The 16,990-nt window shown below is 59.5% G+C and carries 15 protein-coding genes; 5 read left to right on the top strand and 10 right to left on the bottom strand.

Going from position 1 to position 16,990, the window contains the following annotated elements:
- Nucleotides 1-146: 146 nt before the first annotated feature.
- Nucleotides 147-335: a hypothetical protein gene (locus tag IIC71_00660; GenBank protein ID MCH7667702.1), complete on the bottom strand. Its 189-nt coding sequence runs from the start codon at nucleotides 333-335 to the stop codon at nucleotides 147-149.
- A 19-nt stretch (nucleotides 336-354) separates the two neighbouring features.
- Between IIC71_00660 and IIC71_00665 the strand changes: the two genes are divergently transcribed.
- A complete protein-coding gene (locus tag IIC71_00665; protein ID MCH7667703.1) occupies nucleotides 355-831 on the top strand; it encodes a hypothetical protein in 477 nt (158 codons plus the stop codon).
- A gap of 35 nt (nucleotides 832-866) precedes the next feature.
- Here the strand turns inward: IIC71_00665 and IIC71_00670 are convergent, their stop codons facing one another.
- A complete protein-coding gene (locus IIC71_00670) occupies nucleotides 867-1,595 on the bottom strand; it encodes a dienelactone hydrolase family protein (protein MCH7667704.1) in 729 nt (242 codons plus the stop codon).
- A 21-nt stretch (nucleotides 1,596-1,616) separates the two neighbouring features.
- Complete coding sequence (locus tag IIC71_00675) at nucleotides 1,617-2,342, bottom strand: biotin--[acetyl-CoA-carboxylase] ligase (GenBank protein ID MCH7667705.1); 726 nt, start codon at nucleotides 2,340-2,342, stop codon at nucleotides 1,617-1,619.
- A gap of 55 nt (nucleotides 2,343-2,397) precedes the next feature.
- On the opposite strand from IIC71_00675, the gene IIC71_00680 reads away from it, so the two are divergent.
- Nucleotides 2,398-3,948, top strand: a complete 1,551-nt coding sequence (locus IIC71_00680; protein ID MCH7667706.1) for an acyl-CoA carboxylase subunit beta — start codon at nucleotides 2,398-2,400, stop codon at nucleotides 3,946-3,948.
- Between the two features lie 68 nt (nucleotides 3,949-4,016).
- Nucleotides 4,017-5,765 carry an acetyl-CoA carboxylase biotin carboxylase subunit gene (locus IIC71_00685; GenBank protein MCH7667707.1) on the top strand — a complete coding sequence of 583 codons (1,749 nt, stop codon included), beginning with the start codon at nucleotides 4,017-4,019 and terminating at the stop codon, nucleotides 5,763-5,765.
- Nucleotides 5,766-6,373: 608 nt separating this feature from the next.
- Here the strand turns inward: IIC71_00685 and IIC71_00690 are convergent.
- Both IIC71_00690 and IIC71_00695 read right to left on the bottom strand, forming a co-directional pair.
- The gene (locus tag IIC71_00690) at nucleotides 6,374-7,717 is read right to left on the bottom strand and encodes an FAD-dependent oxidoreductase (GenBank protein MCH7667708.1); all 1,344 of its coding nucleotides are present in this window, start codon (nucleotides 7,715-7,717) and stop codon (nucleotides 6,374-6,376) included.
- A gap of 48 nt (nucleotides 7,718-7,765) precedes the next feature.
- Nucleotides 7,766-9,358 (bottom strand): methylmalonyl-CoA mutase, encoded by a 1,593-nt coding sequence (locus IIC71_00695; protein ID MCH7667709.1) that lies wholly within the window; start codon nucleotides 9,356-9,358, stop codon nucleotides 7,766-7,768.
- Between the two features lie 80 nt (nucleotides 9,359-9,438).
- Here IIC71_00695 and IIC71_00700 point away from each other — a divergent pair, with 80 nt between their 5' ends.
- Complete coding sequence (locus IIC71_00700; protein ID MCH7667710.1) at nucleotides 9,439-11,943, top strand: transglycosylase domain-containing protein; 2,505 nt, start codon at nucleotides 9,439-9,441, stop codon at nucleotides 11,941-11,943.
- A 218-nt stretch (nucleotides 11,944-12,161) separates the two neighbouring features.
- Nucleotides 12,162-12,500 (top strand): hypothetical protein, encoded by a 339-nt coding sequence (locus IIC71_00705; protein MCH7667711.1) that lies wholly within the window; start codon nucleotides 12,162-12,164, stop codon nucleotides 12,498-12,500.
- Nucleotides 12,501-12,621: 121 nt separating this feature from the next.
- Here the strand turns inward: IIC71_00705 and IIC71_00710 are convergent, their stop codons facing one another.
- From IIC71_00710 to IIC71_00730, 5 genes are read right to left on the bottom strand one after another with little or no spacing between them, the layout of a single operon-like run.
- On the bottom strand, nucleotides 12,622-14,043 hold the full coding sequence (locus tag IIC71_00710; GenBank protein ID MCH7667712.1) for a 4Fe-4S binding protein: 1,422 nt from the start codon (nucleotides 14,041-14,043) through the stop codon (nucleotides 12,622-12,624).
- Nucleotides 14,040-14,729, bottom strand: coding sequence for a molecular chaperone TorD family protein (locus IIC71_00715; protein MCH7667713.1), 690 nt, complete (start codon nucleotides 14,727-14,729; stop codon nucleotides 14,040-14,042). Before IIC71_00715 ends, IIC71_00710 begins: the two co-directional genes overlap by 4 nt.
- Entirely contained in the window at nucleotides 14,726-14,938 is a 213-nt protein-coding gene (locus IIC71_00720) for a hypothetical protein (GenBank protein MCH7667714.1), read from the bottom strand. Before IIC71_00720 ends, IIC71_00715 begins: the two co-directional genes overlap by 4 nt.
- Nucleotides 14,935-16,239: a polysulfide reductase NrfD gene (gene nrfD / locus IIC71_00725; GenBank protein MCH7667715.1), complete on the bottom strand. Its 1,305-nt coding sequence runs from the start codon at nucleotides 16,237-16,239 to the stop codon at nucleotides 14,935-14,937. The genes IIC71_00720 and nrfD overlap by 4 nt, the downstream gene beginning before the upstream one ends.
- The gene (locus IIC71_00730) at nucleotides 16,236-16,988 is read right to left on the bottom strand and encodes a 4Fe-4S dicluster domain-containing protein (protein MCH7667716.1); all 753 of its coding nucleotides are present in this window, start codon (nucleotides 16,986-16,988) and stop codon (nucleotides 16,236-16,238) included. The genes nrfD and IIC71_00730 overlap by 4 nt, the downstream gene beginning before the upstream one ends.
- Nucleotides 16,989-16,990 lie beyond the last annotated feature (2 nt).

Here is a 16,990-nt window from a genome sequence, read left to right on the forward strand (position 1 = left end):
CCGGCAGGCATCATCGCAGGCATCACAAGCTCTGGGCAAGACACATGGACCGCAACACTTACGGTATCAGCGACTGCGGCTGCCAGCCTTGGGAGTTTCACGATCCAGTTCGAGGAGAACGGTGTCAGCCCCGCTGATTCGTGTTCTCAGTCTGTCCAGGTAGTCGCCACCACCACAACCACAACCACGACTACAACCACCACCACGACCCGCCCGCCGGTGGTCACAACCTCACCTCCAACCACCACGACTACCACGCCGCCGACAACGACTACATCCACGACAACAACAACGACTACTACGTCGACAACCGAACCTCCACCGTCGACGACCACGACAACCGAGCCTCTTCTCGTGACGACAACGATCGTTGCGGTAGGCCCACTCGATCCCGGGGGCGGCAGCGGGACTCCGCCGATTATCCCGATCCTCGGCGGAATTTTTGTCATCGCGTTCGGAGGCGCGCTAGTTTTGCTCAGACCCGACCAGGCGGGTTTCGTAGCTCGAGTGCGGGCTATGGGAAGTGCCGGAGCCGTAACACGCAGCCGCTATGGCCGCCGCCGCGCAGTTGGGCAGTGGATGAGGGACCTGCCCATCATCTCCGCATTGGGTAGTCGCAGTCGACTCAAAGGGCCGTCGATGAGCCAGCGGGTGAAGACTTCATCGTTGGCAAGATCAGTCAAGAAACCCGCCCGAACACCGGTCGCGGCGACACCGAAAGAGTCGTGGAAGTCACGTCTCAAGGACTCAGACATGGCGGACGCCATCAGGGCTCGCAAGGCGGCTAAACGAGTGCGGGCACAAATCAAGAGCCGCAAAAAGGCCAAATAGATCCCGTCAAAGACCGGATTGGTCAGCCCGACTATCTACGACGGTGTCGCCGTGCTCGGGAGATGTTCGATGAAAAATTCCGCCATACGCTCGATTGCATCTTTGGCGGTGAGGTAGTCATGACCGTCGAGATCGTCGTCAAGGAACTCTGATCCGACGTCGCCATAGAGCACGACCTCCGTCTGCGGGGCGTTCGCGCGGAATTGCTTGATGTCTTCCGGCGACACGAACTCGTCGTCCTTGCCGTAGAGGGCAAGCAACGGGACCTGTGCGGCCGCGTATTCGTCGATGAGGAACGCCCCGACAAGTGCAATCGCCGCCACGCCCTCAGATGAAGCCAGCGGCCCGCCAAACCGACTCCCCGCACCGTGGACGATGACACCGAACCCATCACCGGCGCTTGACCAAACCGACGCACGGTTGGCGACAAACGACGCCACATGGTTGACATCTCTGGTGCCACGCAGCAGTGGCACTTGGTCGAGCGCGCGGTTGGCGTCGTCGTTGGAGATATCAGGGGGTGCGGTGTCGCCGCGATATACGTCGGGGACTACAACGGCAACACCATGGCGGGCCAGCCGGCGGGCGACGTCACGCATGGCTGACGTGGCGCCACGGCCACCCGGCACCATAACGACCGTCGGCCACTCCCCAGTGAGATCTGGACGAGCCAGGTAGCCGATGTGAGATTTGGCGCCGAGGGAAATATTGGTCGTTCCAAACAGAATCGGAACGGTGCCCTCGCCCTTCAGAACGCTAACCACGCCGTATTACTCCTTGCCGCTTCACTGACCGGTATTGCCGGCAGAGAGAGTAGCCGCTCGCACGTGACGGACCTCGCTTGCCACGAGACGCTGATCACCGTGCGCCGTTCGAACAAGTAGTTCTCCGCCACACAACACGTCGACCGCCATTGCGGGTCCCCCACCGTCCCACGTAATGAGTCTCCCGATGGTTGAGCAGCGCTCGATGTATTCGGTTCGTGGCCAGCGGTTGGCATCCGCGGCGCACACCGCCAGAAGGCGTTTGGCAATCTCGTTCGCCAGCGTGGCCGTGGATCCTGCCGTTACATCGGCCGCTTGACGCAGCAGCCCCGTTGCTCCTGTTGGCGCCTCGCGCCACACGAGGTTCATCCCAAACCCGGCAACCACCAAATCGCCTCTCGCCTCGACGAGAATTCCCCCAACCTTCATTTCGCCAACCGTAAGATCGTTCGGCCACTTCAGATCAACCGCAACTCCGAAGACCGCTTGGGTTGCAGCGACGACCGCCACGCCGGCGACAAGAGGAATACGACCCCAATCACTCGCTGCCCACCGTGGATAAAATGCCAAGGACATAAAGAGATTCTTGTCCGCCTGCCACCACTGATGCCCCGCACGACCCCGCCCCGAGACTTGCTCATCGGCGGTCACCAGCACATTTTCTCCGGTCGACTTTGCCAGGGTCAGAGCCACGTCCTGTGTAGAGTCAACTCGCTGCCTATGCTCGATCGCGTAGGGTGTATCCATACTCGCACTTCAAGAGTCCAATAACTGACATAGGCTGATCGTACCTGGGGAACGTGTGTCCATCGAACAGAAAATTGAACATCTCCGGCAGCTCCACGAAGAGGCCAGAAAACCCGCAAGCCAACGCGCCGCGGACAGGCAGCACGACAGGGGCAAGCTGACTGCTCGAGAACGTATCAACCTGTTGCTCGATAAGGACTCGTTTCAAGAACTCGATGCCCTCACCAGGCACCAACAAACGGGCGCCGGTATCGAGCAACACTGGCCTCTCGGCGATGCGGTGATTACCGGTTTCGGAAGTGTCGACGGGAGAATGATTTTTGTCTTCGCTGAGGATTTCACCGCATTCGGCGGCTCGCTCGGCGAGGTCGTCGCCGAAAAGATCATCAAGATCATGGACCTCGCGATGGAAAGTGGAGCACCTGTTGTCGGCCTCAAAGACAGCGGAGGGGCGCGCATCCAAGAGGGGGTTGCCGCGCTGAACGGCTACGGGGAAATTTTCGAGCGCAACGTACGAGCCTCGGGGGTCATCCCTCAGATCTCAGTCATCATGGGACCGTGCGCCGGAGGCGCCGTGTATTCACCGGCCATCACAGACTTTGTGTACCAGGTAGAGGGCACGTCGCACCTCTTCATCACAGGACCCGACGTCATCAAGGCAGTCACGGGCGAGGACATCACCATGGAGGAGCTAGGCGGAGCTGCGGTGCATTCGTCCAAGAGCGGCGTGACGCACTTTGTGGCTCATTCCGAGGAGGAGGTCCTTGAGGCGGTGCGTTATCTCTTGTCGTTTCTCCCCAAGAACAACCAAGAACTGCCGCCGTACTTCACGCCGATCGACACACCAGACCGTATGGCGGAGGAACTCACCACCATGGTTCCGGATGCGCCCAATCAGCCCTATGACATGGTCGAACTGATTGAACATGTCACGGACGACGGTGAGTTCTACCAAGTACATGAGAACTTCGCCGGCAACATCGTGGTGGGGTTTGCACGTCTCGACGGGTACTCCATTGGAATTGTTGCCAATCAACCAGCGGTGCTAGCCGGCACGCTCAACATCGAAGCATCCGAAAAGGCGGCCCGCTTTGTCAGGTTCTGTGACGCGTTCAACATCCCGATTGTAACGTTCGTCGATGTCCCTGGATTTCTGCCCGGGGTCGAGCAGGAACATTCGGGGATCATCCGCCACGGTGCAAAACTGCTCTACGCCTACGCCGAGGCGACTGTACCGAAACTCACCATGATGATCCGTAAGGCATACGGTGGTGCGTACATTGTGATGAGCGCGAGATCACTGAAGGCCGACTTTGTGTACGCGTGGCCCAGCGCCCAAGTCGCAGTGATGGGCGCCCTCGGGGCGGTGAACGTCATCAACAGGCGTGAGATCGCTGAAGCAGACGACCCAGAGGCGAAACGAGCCGAGCTGGTCGCCGCGTACGAAGAGAAGTTCTCGAACCCGTATATCGCAGCTGAACGTGGCTGGATCGACCAGGTCATAGAGCCTCGCGAGACGCGGCTAACGCTTATCCGCGGTCTCGAAGTGCTACGCACCAAGCGGGTGCAAAGACCACCACGCAAACACGGCAACATCCCGCTGTGACTTCGTGTGGCGGGCGGTGAAATGCCCGCTGTACGACGGATCTGAGTTGGAGGATTTAGGATGGCGTTGTGAAATCGGTACTCATTGCAAACCGCGGCGAAATAGCGATCCGAATCATTCGCGCTGCCCGCGAACTCGGCCTACGAACGATCGCCGTGTACTCAGAGCTCGACCGCGAGTCGATGCACAGCAAACTCGCCGACGAGGCGTACTACATCGGCGGTTCGCCAGCCGCCGAGTCATACCTCAACGCTGCGAACATCCTCAAAGCGGCCAAGGAATCAAAGGCCGATGCCGTCCACCCGGGATATGGGTTCCTCGCGGAGAATGCTGAATTTGCCCAGGCTGTGCTCGACGCTGACATCGTTTGGGTCGGTCCACCGCCAGATGTGATCGCCACAATGGGTGACAAGGTGCAGTCGCGCAAGACAGCCGCAGCAGCCGGGGTCCCCAGCGTCCCCGGCACCGCCGACCCCATTGAATCCGCCGAGGCTGTCCGTGAGTTCGCTGCAGAACACGGCTTCCCAATCGCCATCAAGGCAGCGCATGGCGGAGGTGGCAAGGGTCTCAAGGTGGTCCGTGCAATGGAGGACATCGAAGACGCGTTCGAGAGCGCTCGACGTGAGGCGGACGCGTGGTTCTCGAACCCCGCCGTCTACGTGGAACGTTACCTTGACCGCCCTCGACACATCGAGGCGCAGATCATTGCGGACACCCATGGCAACATTTCGTTCCTCGGCGACCGCGACTGCTCAATGCAACGCCGTCACCAAAAGTTGATTGAGGAAAGCCCAGCGCCAAATTTCTCTGCGCAACAGCGGGCGGCGTTGGGAGAAGCCGCAATGAAGATTTGCAGAGCATCAGGGTACATCAACGCAGGAACCATCGAGTTCCTGCTTGACAGTGACGGTTCGTTCTATTTCCTTGAGATGAACACTCGTATCCAGGTCGAGCACACCGTGACGGAGATGGTCACGGGTGTCGATCTCGTCAAGGAACAGCTCCGAGTCGCTCGTGGGGATGAACTCTCGATCGAAAGTGTGTACGAACCGTTTGGACACGCCATCGAGTTTCGTATCAACGCCGAAGACCCGAGCCGTAACTTTCTCCCAACACCGGGGGTCATCGTCCAGTATGAGGAGCCCGGAGGTTTCGGCGTGCGGGTCGATTCCGGGGTGACCGCAGGGTCAGCGATCTCGCAGTACTACGACAACCTGATCGCAAAACTGATCGTGTGGGGTCGCGACCGCAACGAAGCTCTTGATCGCGGACGACGCGCGTTGCAAGAGTTCACAATCACAGGCATAGCAACAACCACGCCGGCCCATCTGGTGTTTCTCGATACCGAAACGTTTCGATTGGGCACGCACTACACCACGTTTGTTGAAGACGAAGTCGACCTCAGCAACATCGCCCAACCGATGGCCGCTGCGGTCCCAGAAGACGAGGAACTAGAGCGTCGGACGATGACCGTCGAAGTCGGCGGGCGACGGTTTGGCGTTACGTACTGGTCCCAGGTATTTGCGGGAGTCGCGACCGGGCAAAAAGCTGCACCGCGGCGACGGCCACCCAAACTCGGGCGTGCTGCCGGCCCCGCCGGCGAAGATGGGGTGATCGTCGCACCTATGCAGGGCACCATTGTCAAGGTGTATCACGCCGCCGGGGAATCGGTGAAAGCTGGCGACCCCGTTGCGGTACTCGAGGCCATGAAGATGGAGAACGAGATCAAAGCACCGATCGACGGCGAGATAGTAGACCTCAGGGTGCGACCCGGAGACACGGTGTCTGCCGGCGGCGTGATCATGGTGATTAGGTAACGCACTTGTCGGGTCCGGTTACTATCGGCGTGACCCTGCAAAGTGTAGTGGGAGCCCGTCGGGCTCCCACTACACTTTGCACAAATCGATGGCGCTCGCACCTCGCTGAACACCGTTGACACTATCGTCCAGTCTGCCCGCCTTCGGGCTGGTCTGCACGGCGCTCGCGGTTACTTCAACTACGGCCCAACCTGTCGACCCCTCTAGAGCACTCCGCTAGTCGGAGTCGACACAACACTTGATGATCACCTCAATATGCGAGATCGAAGGCGCATCGTAGGGCCCAACGACATACGAAGTCACGCCGCCTAGGGGACCGAACACATCGCAGACGGTACTGCCGGCCTTGACACCGACCCACTCTATGGTGCAGTCGCCGGAGACCGATATCTTCACGCGATCGGTATCGTATGTGACCATAGTGACGCCGAGAGCGCCGCCGTTCCCGAGGCTATCCCACTCCGAAGAATCGTTCAAGCAGTCGTTCGCCCCTACGCCCCCATTGCCCCAGCTGACACTCGATCCGTTCCAATCCCCTTTGACACGGTAACGAATAAACTCTTCGCACGGTGACGCCTTGGTGGTGGTGGTCGACGAATAGCGAGCGGCTACTCGGCGGCTTCGGCGATGCTTTCTACCAGCGACGGGTGAACCATCAGCGTTTCGAGCAGCACGTCGACTCGCAGATGCGCGGTAACGGCAAGTGCGATCGGGGCGATGAGCTCACTGGCGTGATGCCCGACGACGGTGCCGCCGAGGACGATTCTCGTCGCCGGGTCGGAGATGACCTTGACAAACCCGTGCGGGTTGCCCTGGATCAGAGCCCGTGCATTCGCTGCGAGGGGGACTTTGGTGATCCGCACTTTGCGGCCCTCACTTGCGGCATGGACTTCCTCAAGGCCCACCGAGGCGATCTCTGGTTCGGTAAAGATTGCCTGGGCAACCTTGCCATAATCAAGCGGCACAACCGCATAGTCAACGGCGTGCCGTGCAATCTTGCGACCCTGCATGGTCGCGACCGATGACAACGGCAACTCACCGCAGACATCGCCCGCCGCGTAGATGTGAGAGACGTTTGTAACGTTGTGCTCATCGACCGAGATGTACCCACGATCGGTATCGACGCCAGCCTTCTCAAGTCCAAGATTCTTGCTGTTCGGCACGGCACCGACGGCAAGAAGACAGTGGGTGGCCTCGACCCGGCGGCCGTCTTCGGTGTGGACGACGACACCGTCCGCAGTCCGGTCAATGCGCGACGCACGGCTGCCTTTGAGCAACGAGACGCCCCGTTCCAGAAAGGCCTCTTCAAGTACCGCTGCTACTTCGGCGTCGCGATATGGGAGCACCTGGTGGCGGCTCACCACCAACGTGACCTTGGACCCGAGGCTCGAAAAGATGTGCACCATCTCGACACCGGTGACCCCAGATCCGACTACGACAATGTGTTCCGGTTGCTCGGGCAGCGAGTAGACACCGCGTGTCGTGAACACGCGCTCGTCCAGGTCAGCCCAGCCTGGCACCCACGGACGCGATCCGGTCGACAGGAGCACCTTGTCGAACTCGATCTCAATCTCGCCCTGATCGGTCTCAGCAATGGCCGTGTGCGCCCCGGTGAGACGCCCACGTCCCCGGATCATGTCGACGCCTTGAGACTCGAGGAGGTCGACCATGCTCTTTTCGATGGTCGCGGAGATCGAACGCAGATGCTTCGCGAGGACAGCCATGTCGAGTTCGACCTTCCCGACATCGTTGATTCCGAGCCGCCCAGCGTTTCGGATGGCCGAGATACGCATGGAGCTAGCGGCCATTGCCTTTGATGGAATGCAGTCCAGCAGGTGCGCCGCGCCGCCGATGACCGTGTCTTCGATGATCGTGACGGCCGTACCGAGCGTGGCGGATGCGCTAGCAGCCGCGTGACCTGCCGGCCCCCCGCCAATGATGAGCAGCCGCATCGGGTTATCGGTGTGCACGGGTCTCCTCACGGTTCCAAAACGGAGAGTTTACTGCCCGGGACGGTACACCCCGAATACGTTACGCAACGTATCGGACACCTCGCCGATGGTGGCTGATGCCGCCAACGCTCGCTTTGTTGGACCCATGATGTTGACGTCTGTCTCAGCGGCGGCCTTCAGGTCGTCCAGCGCGGTCTCAACCGTCGCGTTGTCCCGATTGCGTTTCAGACTGGCCAAATTGCTGACCTGATCAACCTCTAGCTGAGGGTCGACGCGCAAGATTTCGACCGGCTCGTCTTCGTCGACGGTGAATCTGTTCACTCCAACCACAACCTGCTGTCCGGTCTCTTGAGCACGCGCGGTTGCGTAGGCGACCTCCTCGATCTCGCGTTGCGGAAAACCCTCGCTTATTGCCTGCACCGCGCCACCTAGCGCGTCGATACGCTCTATCAGTGCCAACGCTTGCCTTTCGACCTCGTCCGTGAGTGCCTCAACGAAGTATGAGCCGGCAAGAGGGTCAACCGTATCGGTCATCCCGGACTCGTGCGCAAGCACCTGCTGGGTACGCAACGCAATCATGGACGAGAGCTCGGTCGGCAGGCCAAGCGCCTCGTCGTACGAGTTTGTATGCAGAGACTGGGTGCCCCCGAGAATGCCTGCCAGCGCTTGCACGGTCGTCCTGGCAATGTTGACCAATGGCTGCTGGGCTGTCAGCGTCGAGCCCGCTGTCTGGGTATGGAACCTCATCCGCCACGAAGTCGGCAGCATCGCTCCAACACGTTCTTTCATGAGTCGGGCCCAAATCCTTCGAGCTGCTCTGAACTTGGCGACCTCTTCAAAAAGGTTGTTGTGGCTGTTCCAGAAAAAAGAGATCCGCGGAGCAAACTCGTCAATGTCGAGTCCCGCGCTAACAGCAGCCTCAACGTAAGCGAGTCCGTTCGAGATCGTGAATGCAAGCTCTTGCACAGCAGTCGAGCCGGCTTCCCTGATGTGATAGCCCGATACTGAAATAGTGTTCCACTCAGGGAGATGCTCGATGCAGTAGGCGAACAGGTCGGTGACGAGTCGCATCGAAGGCTCGACAGGATAAATGTACGTGCCACGAGCGATGTATTCCTTGAGAATGTCGTTTTGGACCGTGCCGCGAATCTTGTGAGATGGCACACCCTGTTCTTCGGCAACGAGTTGATAAAGCAGCAAGAGGCTCGCAGCGGTGGCATTGATGGTCATCGATGTGCTGACGGAACCGAGGGGGATCCCGTCAAACAGGACACGCATGTCTTCAATGGAGTCGATTGCGACACCAACCTTGCCCACCTCGCCGAGCGCTAGCGGTTGGTCCGAGTCGATCCCCATTTGGGTCGGGAGGTCGAAGGCCACAGAGAGACCGGTCTGGCCGGCGTTGAGCAGGCTCTTGAACCTCTGGTTCGTTGCCGCCGCGGAACCAAACCCGGCGTACTGCCGCATTGTCCACGGCCTTGCGCGGTACATTGCCGGGTACGGCCCGCGTGTGTAGGGGTACTCCCCGGCGGCGCCGAGTTGCGTCGCAGCGTCCCACCCGTCGAGAGAGCTGGCGTCGTACTGCTCAGCGACCGGGACGCTGATCGCTGATCGCAAAAGATCCGGTTCTTTCCCAGACATACCTAACATGCCTCCAGTTCAACCACGATGGTACGCACCGGAACCATTTCGGGCCAAAAACCGTCTTATAAGCAAGAACCATGGAACCCAGCATTCAGCAAGTCGAACGCCGCGAACGCGCCGGAAAACGACTCACTTCAGCAGCACTTCTCGTAACCACGGCGATCGTAGCATCGACCTGGTTAGGGCTGTTTCTTTTTCTTGGGTCGAACGCCGCGTATGGCACGTTCAAAGACGTCGAGGAACAGTACTTCTGCGACTATCAGAGCCTCGCTCTCGACTTTCCAGACCTCGGACGACTCTCGGAGGTCTACACGTCTGACGACGTGAGGCTAGGCACACTCACCGAGCGCAACAGCCAGCCGGTGCCCTTGTCGGAGGTGCCTGAACTCGTTATCAACGCGGTCCTCTCGGCAGAGGATGGCGATTTCTACAACCACAACGGCATCGACTTCTTATCAATTCTGCGCAGCGTCAAAGATATCGCGCTAACCCGTGAACTCGGCGGCGGCGGTGGGTCGACAATCACCCAGCAGACGGTGAAGAAGAACTTCCTCTCTGACGAGCTCACGCTTGAACGCAAGGTGTGCGAGGCGCTCGTCGCGGGCGAGTTGGAACGCCGCTACACGAAGGACCAGATCCTCGAGTTCTACCTGAACTTCAATTTCTACGGCGAGAACGCATACGGGATCTCTGCTGCGGCCCAGGAGTACTACGGCAAGAGTCTCGACGAACTCACGATTGCTGAAGCGGCTTCGATCGTGACACCGATCCGCAACCCGACGTTGTACAACCTTCGCCAGCGTCCCGAGATTGTGACGCGCGCCCGGGACAATGTCATCGATGAGATGGTCGACAACGACTTCATCACCGCCGCCCAGGGAGTAGACGCGAAGAGCCAGAAATTGGACCCAATCGAATCGGTTGGGTTTGAGGAAATCTCCCCAAGGGTGATCATCACGGCTCGCGAAGAAGTCTTGTCGTCACCAAAGTACGGCCTTGGCGAGACGTACACCGAGCGAAAGCAGTCGCTATTCGGCTGCCCCGCATCGAACGCAACCTGCGAGGGCGGCGGTGGCCTCAAGATCATCGTGACGGTGGATCACGCCATGCAGACCGAAGCCAACCGGATCCTGCTCTCGTGGTTCCGCGATACCACGGGACCGACCGGGGCGATCTCGATGATCGACAACGCAACCGGCGCCATCAAGGTGATGTCGTCTGGCCTTGTGTTCGGTGACGACTTCGAAGCCGGTCAGCGCAACTACGACCTCGCAACCGACGGCCGCCGCCAGGCTGGCTCAGCGTTCAAGCCAATCGCGCTGCTCACCGCGCTAGAACAGGGCACCAAAGCAGGAAACCCCATCACACTAGGTTCCTACTTTGCAGACATGTCTCCCATCGAAATCGACTGCGGCTCCCCATGCTCCAAGGACGGAAGCATTTGGATTGTGAGAAACGCCGGTAGCAACAGCAGCGGAGGCATCCGGACGTTAGAGCGCGGCACATACTCGTCAACGAACACCGTGTACGCCCAGGTGTCGCTCCAGGTCGGCCCTGAGAACATCGTTGAGATGGCGCACCGCATCGGCATACAATCACCGCTCCAGCCCGTGTTATCGATCGCTCTGGGCACCCAAAGCGTGTCTCCAATGGAGATGGCGTCTGCCTTCTCCACCATTGCGAACACTGGCGAAAAGGTCGAGACGTATCTCATTGAACGCATCGAGGACCAGAACGGCAACGTTGTGTATCAACACGAAGTGAAACGCGAACGCGTGCTCGACGCTGCGCTGGTCACCGCGGCCCGCGAAGCAATGGAGAAGGTGGTCGCTTTCGGAACCGCACAACGGGCTCAAATCGGTCGGCCCCAGGCGGGCAAAACCGGAACCGCCCAAAACTTCCGCGACGTGTGGTTCATGGGCATCATCCCCCAATACACCACCGCAGTGTGGGTCGGATACCCGGACGCACAGATCGAAATGGTGAAGTTCACGCTCTTCAACGATGCCGAGCAAGAGCCTCAGTATATCAAGCGGGCGTTCGGCGGCACGGTAGCAGCACCGATCTGGAAGCAATTCATGCTGTGGGTGACAGCGGACTTACCCGTCGTTGAATGGCCAGAACGACCAGAGGGGACACAGGTCTACTACAAGACTCCAAGTACCAAGGTTCCCGACATTTCCGAACTCACCGACGAGCAAGATATCATCGACGCGATCCACCTAGCCGGACTCAACGTCGAGGTGATAACAATCCCATCCGTCGAGGAGAAGGGGATGGTGCTCCTCACCGAACCGGAAATCGGCGACACCGTGCGCCAGGGTTCGATGGTGGAAGTGAGCATCGCGTCTGGGGAGTTGCCGAAGATGCCGAACCTCATTGGCAAACCGCTAGCTGACGCGATAGCGGCGCTCGAAACTTTCAATGAGGAAACCGACGCCGCGGTGACTTGGCAGGTGCAGGAAATTGGCGTTGAAGACCTGACAACCTTCGGCACGATCGTCGTGACCAATCCGCCCGTCGGTGCCGACATCCTCTTCGAACAGACAATCACCCTGTTCGTCGCAATCGCTCTGCCCTAACGCCTCAGTTTTGGAGTCGATGGCTAAGGTTTTATTTCGCGCTTCAAGTCGTGTCTATTGATTCTATCTACTTTACATGCGTATATATAGGTATGACATCTGCCCCGCTTTCGACAGCACCCGGAACATTCCGTCGAGATACAACCCGTCCTCCCATCGCGACGAGATCCGCAACGTATCCGGGTGCTGTCGAAAGTGGGGCGGGTCTGCGTCGCACTGTGCAACCGCGCGTTCTCGTGACGCCACTGCAGTGGCACCCCGGACAACCGCTCGACTACGCCGCTGCACATGTCTATGTTCGGACGTTCTGGACAGCACTGCTCGGTCCGTCGGCCATTGCGGACTATCTGCGTCTGGTGAGAACCGCGCAACGCCACGGCACGCTCAAACGACCGCGGTCGCTCAACCGCCTTGCGAGGGTGCAACTGGTGCGCCAGACCGACCGAGGACTTGAAGTGAGGATGACAACCCCTCCCCTCTCGGCGGCGCAGGTTCTGCGCCTCGCGCCTGCGGTCCGCAGAGACCACGCAGCATGGAGATTCGAGAAACCGCGATAGTCCCCCCGTCGAAGTCACCACGGTAGGCACGGCCGTGTGAGCTGACCCGGCACATCGGAGCCTTCGGCGCACCCGGACCGGTTTACGTCGACCTGACTACAGCGACGTTGGTGTGCCGGAATCAGCGGCAGGAGAGGCAACGTCGTGAGATGAGGTCCAGCGTTCCCGCATGTTCGGGTCCGAGCATGGACTGAATGCGCTCGAGCATAGCGCTCGGGGCAATTGGCCCACCACAAGCTTCGCAGGAAGATGTTGATCCCGAACGAACAACTCGGTTCCCTACTTTCAGTTCCGCGACGTCGAGCCTGCGCCCAACGGAAATCGCGTCGTGAACTTGCTCGGGGCACCTTGTCACGCACATGCCGCACCCAACGCAGAGAAATGGGTCGAATGAGATTTCGATCGCGCCATCAGATCGGGAGACTGTGAGCGCAGCAGGCGGGCACACGGTCGTGCACTGCTCGCAGAGAGTGCAGGCCGCTTCGTCGATCGATACGATCCCGGTCGCGATGGAGGTAGAGGCGAAAACTATGTCTCCGCCACCCGCGCGCTCTGCCAGAGCTAAGCCAACCTGCGCATCTTTCAGACCGGTGAGATCCCCGACCCCTTCATAACCCACTGGGTCAGGTACCACCCCTCCACTTTTGAGACGGATGCGGTCCTTCGAAACTTGCAAGCTCTCCAGCATTCGGGCTGCTTCGGACCGGTTGGAATTCACGACATCATCATTTCCCAGACTGCAGCCGTTTTCACCGCACACTGGTGCTGCAACGGCACCTGCGCCAAGCACTAGCGGTGCTAGAATCCACCCGAGAGTGAGCATGCCATTGCATGCCAACTCCACGGAGTACCAGCCATCAACAGGGGTTCCCGGTCGTGCGTCGCGACAGCGGAACTCAATCCCGATCGGTCGTTGCGAAGCTCGTACCATTGCACTCACCTGTGCAGCGATTTGGCGATCGGTCACGGTCGGGTTCACCGTTGCCCCGGTTGGGCAAGTCGTCACACAAATCCCACATGCCACGCAGGTGTCAATCGCGTACTTGATACTCCCTGACTCACAGGCAAGGGCTGACGCGGGACAAGCGTCGACGCAAAGCCGACAGCCATGATCTGCCGCGCACAAGGTTCGGTCGATCGATGGTGCTCCGATGTACTGCGGCACCCCGAGGGTGAATAGTCGGCGCCTGGACATGAGTTCGGGCCAACGCATCTTGGCGTGTTCGGGTCCGGCGCCGGGGAAAGCGGCATGCCTCGCAACAACGCCACTGGCAAGCACGTACATCTGTTCGGTGGATGGCATGTCAGCCAACGTGACGATCGGAACACCGAGAGGATCGCCACCCACGCTGCGGATTGCTCCCTGGACGAAGCCGAGGTCAAATTCTCCCACGTGCAAGATCAATGCCTCAGGATCGGATACTCCGGCCGCCACAAGGGCCGATGGGTCTCCGCAGAGATCAGGGATGACCACAACCTCGCCCCCCGGCCAATCTTGAGGTGGAGCGGGGGTTCCATGGTCGCCGCAGACGACAAGGGTCATATGCCCACCTCGATTTCCACCGTCGAATGGGCCAGAGAGCTAGCAAGGCCTCTGTCGTGACGAACAAAGGAGTCCACCGCGGGTCCGAGGGTTGCGTAAAACGCCACAGGCTCGACACTCGCGATGCGGCGAACAAAGAGCGGAAGCCAGACACCGAGGTGTCCTTCAAGAAACTCGGCCTGATGGCGCAGCGTCAGCTGCAGACGTCGGGAGTTCTTCGCCGCCCGAGAGTCGGCTTCCCTGGCACACAGCGCCGACATGACCTCAAGTTCGATAGACACGTGATCGAGGGTATCAGCCACAGCATCGGTTGGTTCGAGTCGGTAGTCGTTATACACAAACCGTAAGTCCGCAAGCAGCTGGCCTACCTCACCACGGATGGGATCCGCAGTGTAAAAGGACTCGATTGGAGGGCTGATCGCGCCGGCAACACCGGTCGCGAACAACCTTACATACTGAGCATCGATCGTGGCCACATCGTCGACGGCAAGGACCGCCTCACGCCAAGGTACCCATTCGCGAAAGAAGGCAAGATATTGGATCCCCATCGATTCCAGCACCCGACAGCCCTCGACGAGATCGGTGAGCCGGGCAGGCTCGGGTGACAAGAAGGCAGCCGCGAAAATGCGGTATATTCCTTGACGCACGCGGGCAAGTCCCTCAAACGTCGCAGGAACGTTGCTCACTCCCGACCCTTGTAGACGCTGTAGAAAATGCCCGATGAGAACGCGATGACGATTCCGAGGACGAAGAAACCAGCAGCGAAAGGGACTTTGGGGTCGCTGCACGCCACCGATGTGGTGCAAGCCGGCGCACCCCAAAAGAAGTAGCTGACAACCATGAGACCGGCTCCCACCAGAATGATGGCACCGGTGATTATCGATCGCTTGGTCATTCCGCCTCCTCAAGTGGAACTATCGGGAAAGTCTTCATGAAGACCCCAATCATCAGAGCGCCCAGCGCAAACAGTCCGAACACCACAGCCCACTCGACTAGGTTCGGCGTGTAGCTTCCGATTGGGTAGGGAAGGTTCTGCCCGTGGGTCTGGCTTGGCACCACGATGAGGTAGCGCTTGGCGACAGCGCCCACGTTGACGAGCGCGCCGGCACCCACGATCAGCCATAGCGACCAGCGCCTGGTCACGGCTTGCCAGCCGAGCAGTACTGCCGCGGCGACGAGCGACACCATGGCACCCCAAAAGATCCAGGCGTAGGTGCCGCTCAGGAGTGCTTCCGATAGGTTCCGCTCGACATCGCCTGCCTGGTAGGTGGTCGTCAACACCTCGACCGCAGTGAAATACAGGTAGGTGAGTAACAGCCCGAGGAGCAGCTTCGCCAGCCAGGAAAAGGCATCGATCGTAATGCGATCCTTCGTCTTTGTCGTCCAACGAACGATCGCCGCCAGCATGATCAGGTTGCCGATTCCCGATACGCCCGCAAGCACGACGAAACCCGGGGCCTGAAGAGCACCGAACCACCCGGGGCGCCCAACCTGCAGTCCGAACACAAATCCGACTGTGGAGTGGGCAATGACGAGCAGGGGCAGAATGGCAAGTGCCAGCCAGAAGGTCACCCGCCCGTCAATCCTCCGCTGGCTGGGAGTGTCCTCGTACCCAGCAGCAAGAAACCGATAGATCCACCGAAACCGGGACGAACGCCGCGCCATCAGGGAAGCATCCCTCCTGCCCGTAACATACAAATAGACAACACTAGCGAACAGATAGCCTGCGATCACCATGGTGAACGTACCGTAGAACGGTGACTGGGGGCGACCATACCTTAAGAGGTTCACGATTGCTCGCCATGGCTTCTCAAGATCAGCCAGGATCGCGAGCGCACCCAGGATGAGCGAGACAATCGTGAGCAGTTCACCGATGCGAGCGATGGGCTCAAGCTTCTCGATCTTGAAAATCCGGATCAGAGCCGCCACCGTGATGCCCGCAAAACTGACCCCGATGAAGTACACGTAGTAGGCAACGTACAAGCCCCAGGTCACTCCCAGCATACTTCCCAGGCCTCCAAGGCCCGTCACAATGAGTCCGTTGGTGATCTGGAGGCTGTAGGCGTAGAGACCGATCGCAATGATCACGACCATAGCTAGGAAGAACACGATCCATCCCCGGGATAACGTGCCGATTCCCTGCGGTAAGTCTCCATCGTAGGTAGATTCTGTTTGAGGGATACTTTCGGTAGTCACGGCCGCACCTCCGTCAACGGTCGTTCGATCTCGCGGGTCTCCGCGCCTGGCGGCGATCCCCCGAAATACATAACGCTTGGATCGGTCCCCAGATCATCGAGTAGCTGGAAGCTGGAACGGGTCCTCACGTATTCTGATACCGGGCTGTCCGGATCCTCAATATCGCCGAAGTGGAGTGCATGTACCGGGCAGACGTCTACGCAGGCCGGATCGAGGCCCTTGTCCACCCGCTGGACACAGAATGTGCATTTCTCCATGACACCGACAGAATGGGCACCGCCCGCAGTGCGTCGCTGCTCATCGCCCTGGAGAAGGTCGAGATCGGGGTTCTTGTATGAAGGGACCAAGCCGCCAGTTACCGCCGCCACATCGGGATCGAGATAATCTATGTTGTAGTCAGCAAAGGCCTCAGTCGGTGTGCGCCAGTTGTAGTAGTTGACGCCGTAGGGGCACGCCACTTCGCAGTACCGGCAACCGATGCACCGGTCCGGGTCGGTGAGCACAATGCCGTCTTCACGGCGGAAGCGCGCGCCAACCGGGCATACTTTCACACATGGCGGATTGTTGCAGTGTTGGCAGGGTCGAGGAAGAAACGCCAGTTTGGTATCTGGGTAGTCCCCGGTCTCAGTTCTGAACACGTACATCCAGAACACACCCTGTGGCGTGTTGTTCTCGATTTTGCACGCCTCCATACACGCTCGGCACCCCTGGCACCGGTCGAGGTCAACAGCCATTGCGTATTTCGCCATCT

The sequence above is a fragment of the Acidobacteriota bacterium genome (assembly GCA_022562055.1).
GTDB lineage: Bacteria > Actinomycetota > Acidimicrobiia > Spongiisociales > UBA5794 > BMS3BBIN02.

Coding starts and splice junctions, on each gene's coding strand:
- IIC71_00675 (MCH7667705.1), bottom strand. CDS start 2,342: ATGGATACACCCTACGCGATCGAGCATAGGCAGCGAGTTGACTCTACA.
- IIC71_00690 (MCH7667708.1), bottom strand. CDS start 7,717: ATGCGGCTGCTCATCATTGGCGGGGGGCCGGCAGGTCACGCGGCTGCT.
- IIC71_00695 (MCH7667709.1), bottom strand. CDS start 9,358: ATGTCTGGGAAAGAACCGGATCTTTTGCGATCAGCGATCAGCGTCCCG.
- IIC71_00700 (MCH7667710.1), top strand. CDS start 9,439: ATGGAACCCAGCATTCAGCAAGTCGAACGCCGCGAACGCGCCGGAAAA.
- IIC71_00710 (MCH7667712.1), bottom strand. CDS start 14,043: ATGACCCTTGTCGTCTGCGGCGACCATGGAACCCCCGCTCCACCTCAA.
- IIC71_00720 (MCH7667714.1), bottom strand. CDS start 14,938: ATGACCAAGCGATCGATAATCACCGGTGCCATCATTCTGGTGGGAGCC.
- IIC71_00730 (MCH7667716.1), bottom strand. CDS start 16,988: ATGGCGAAATACGCAATGGCTGTTGACCTCGACCGGTGCCAGGGGTGC.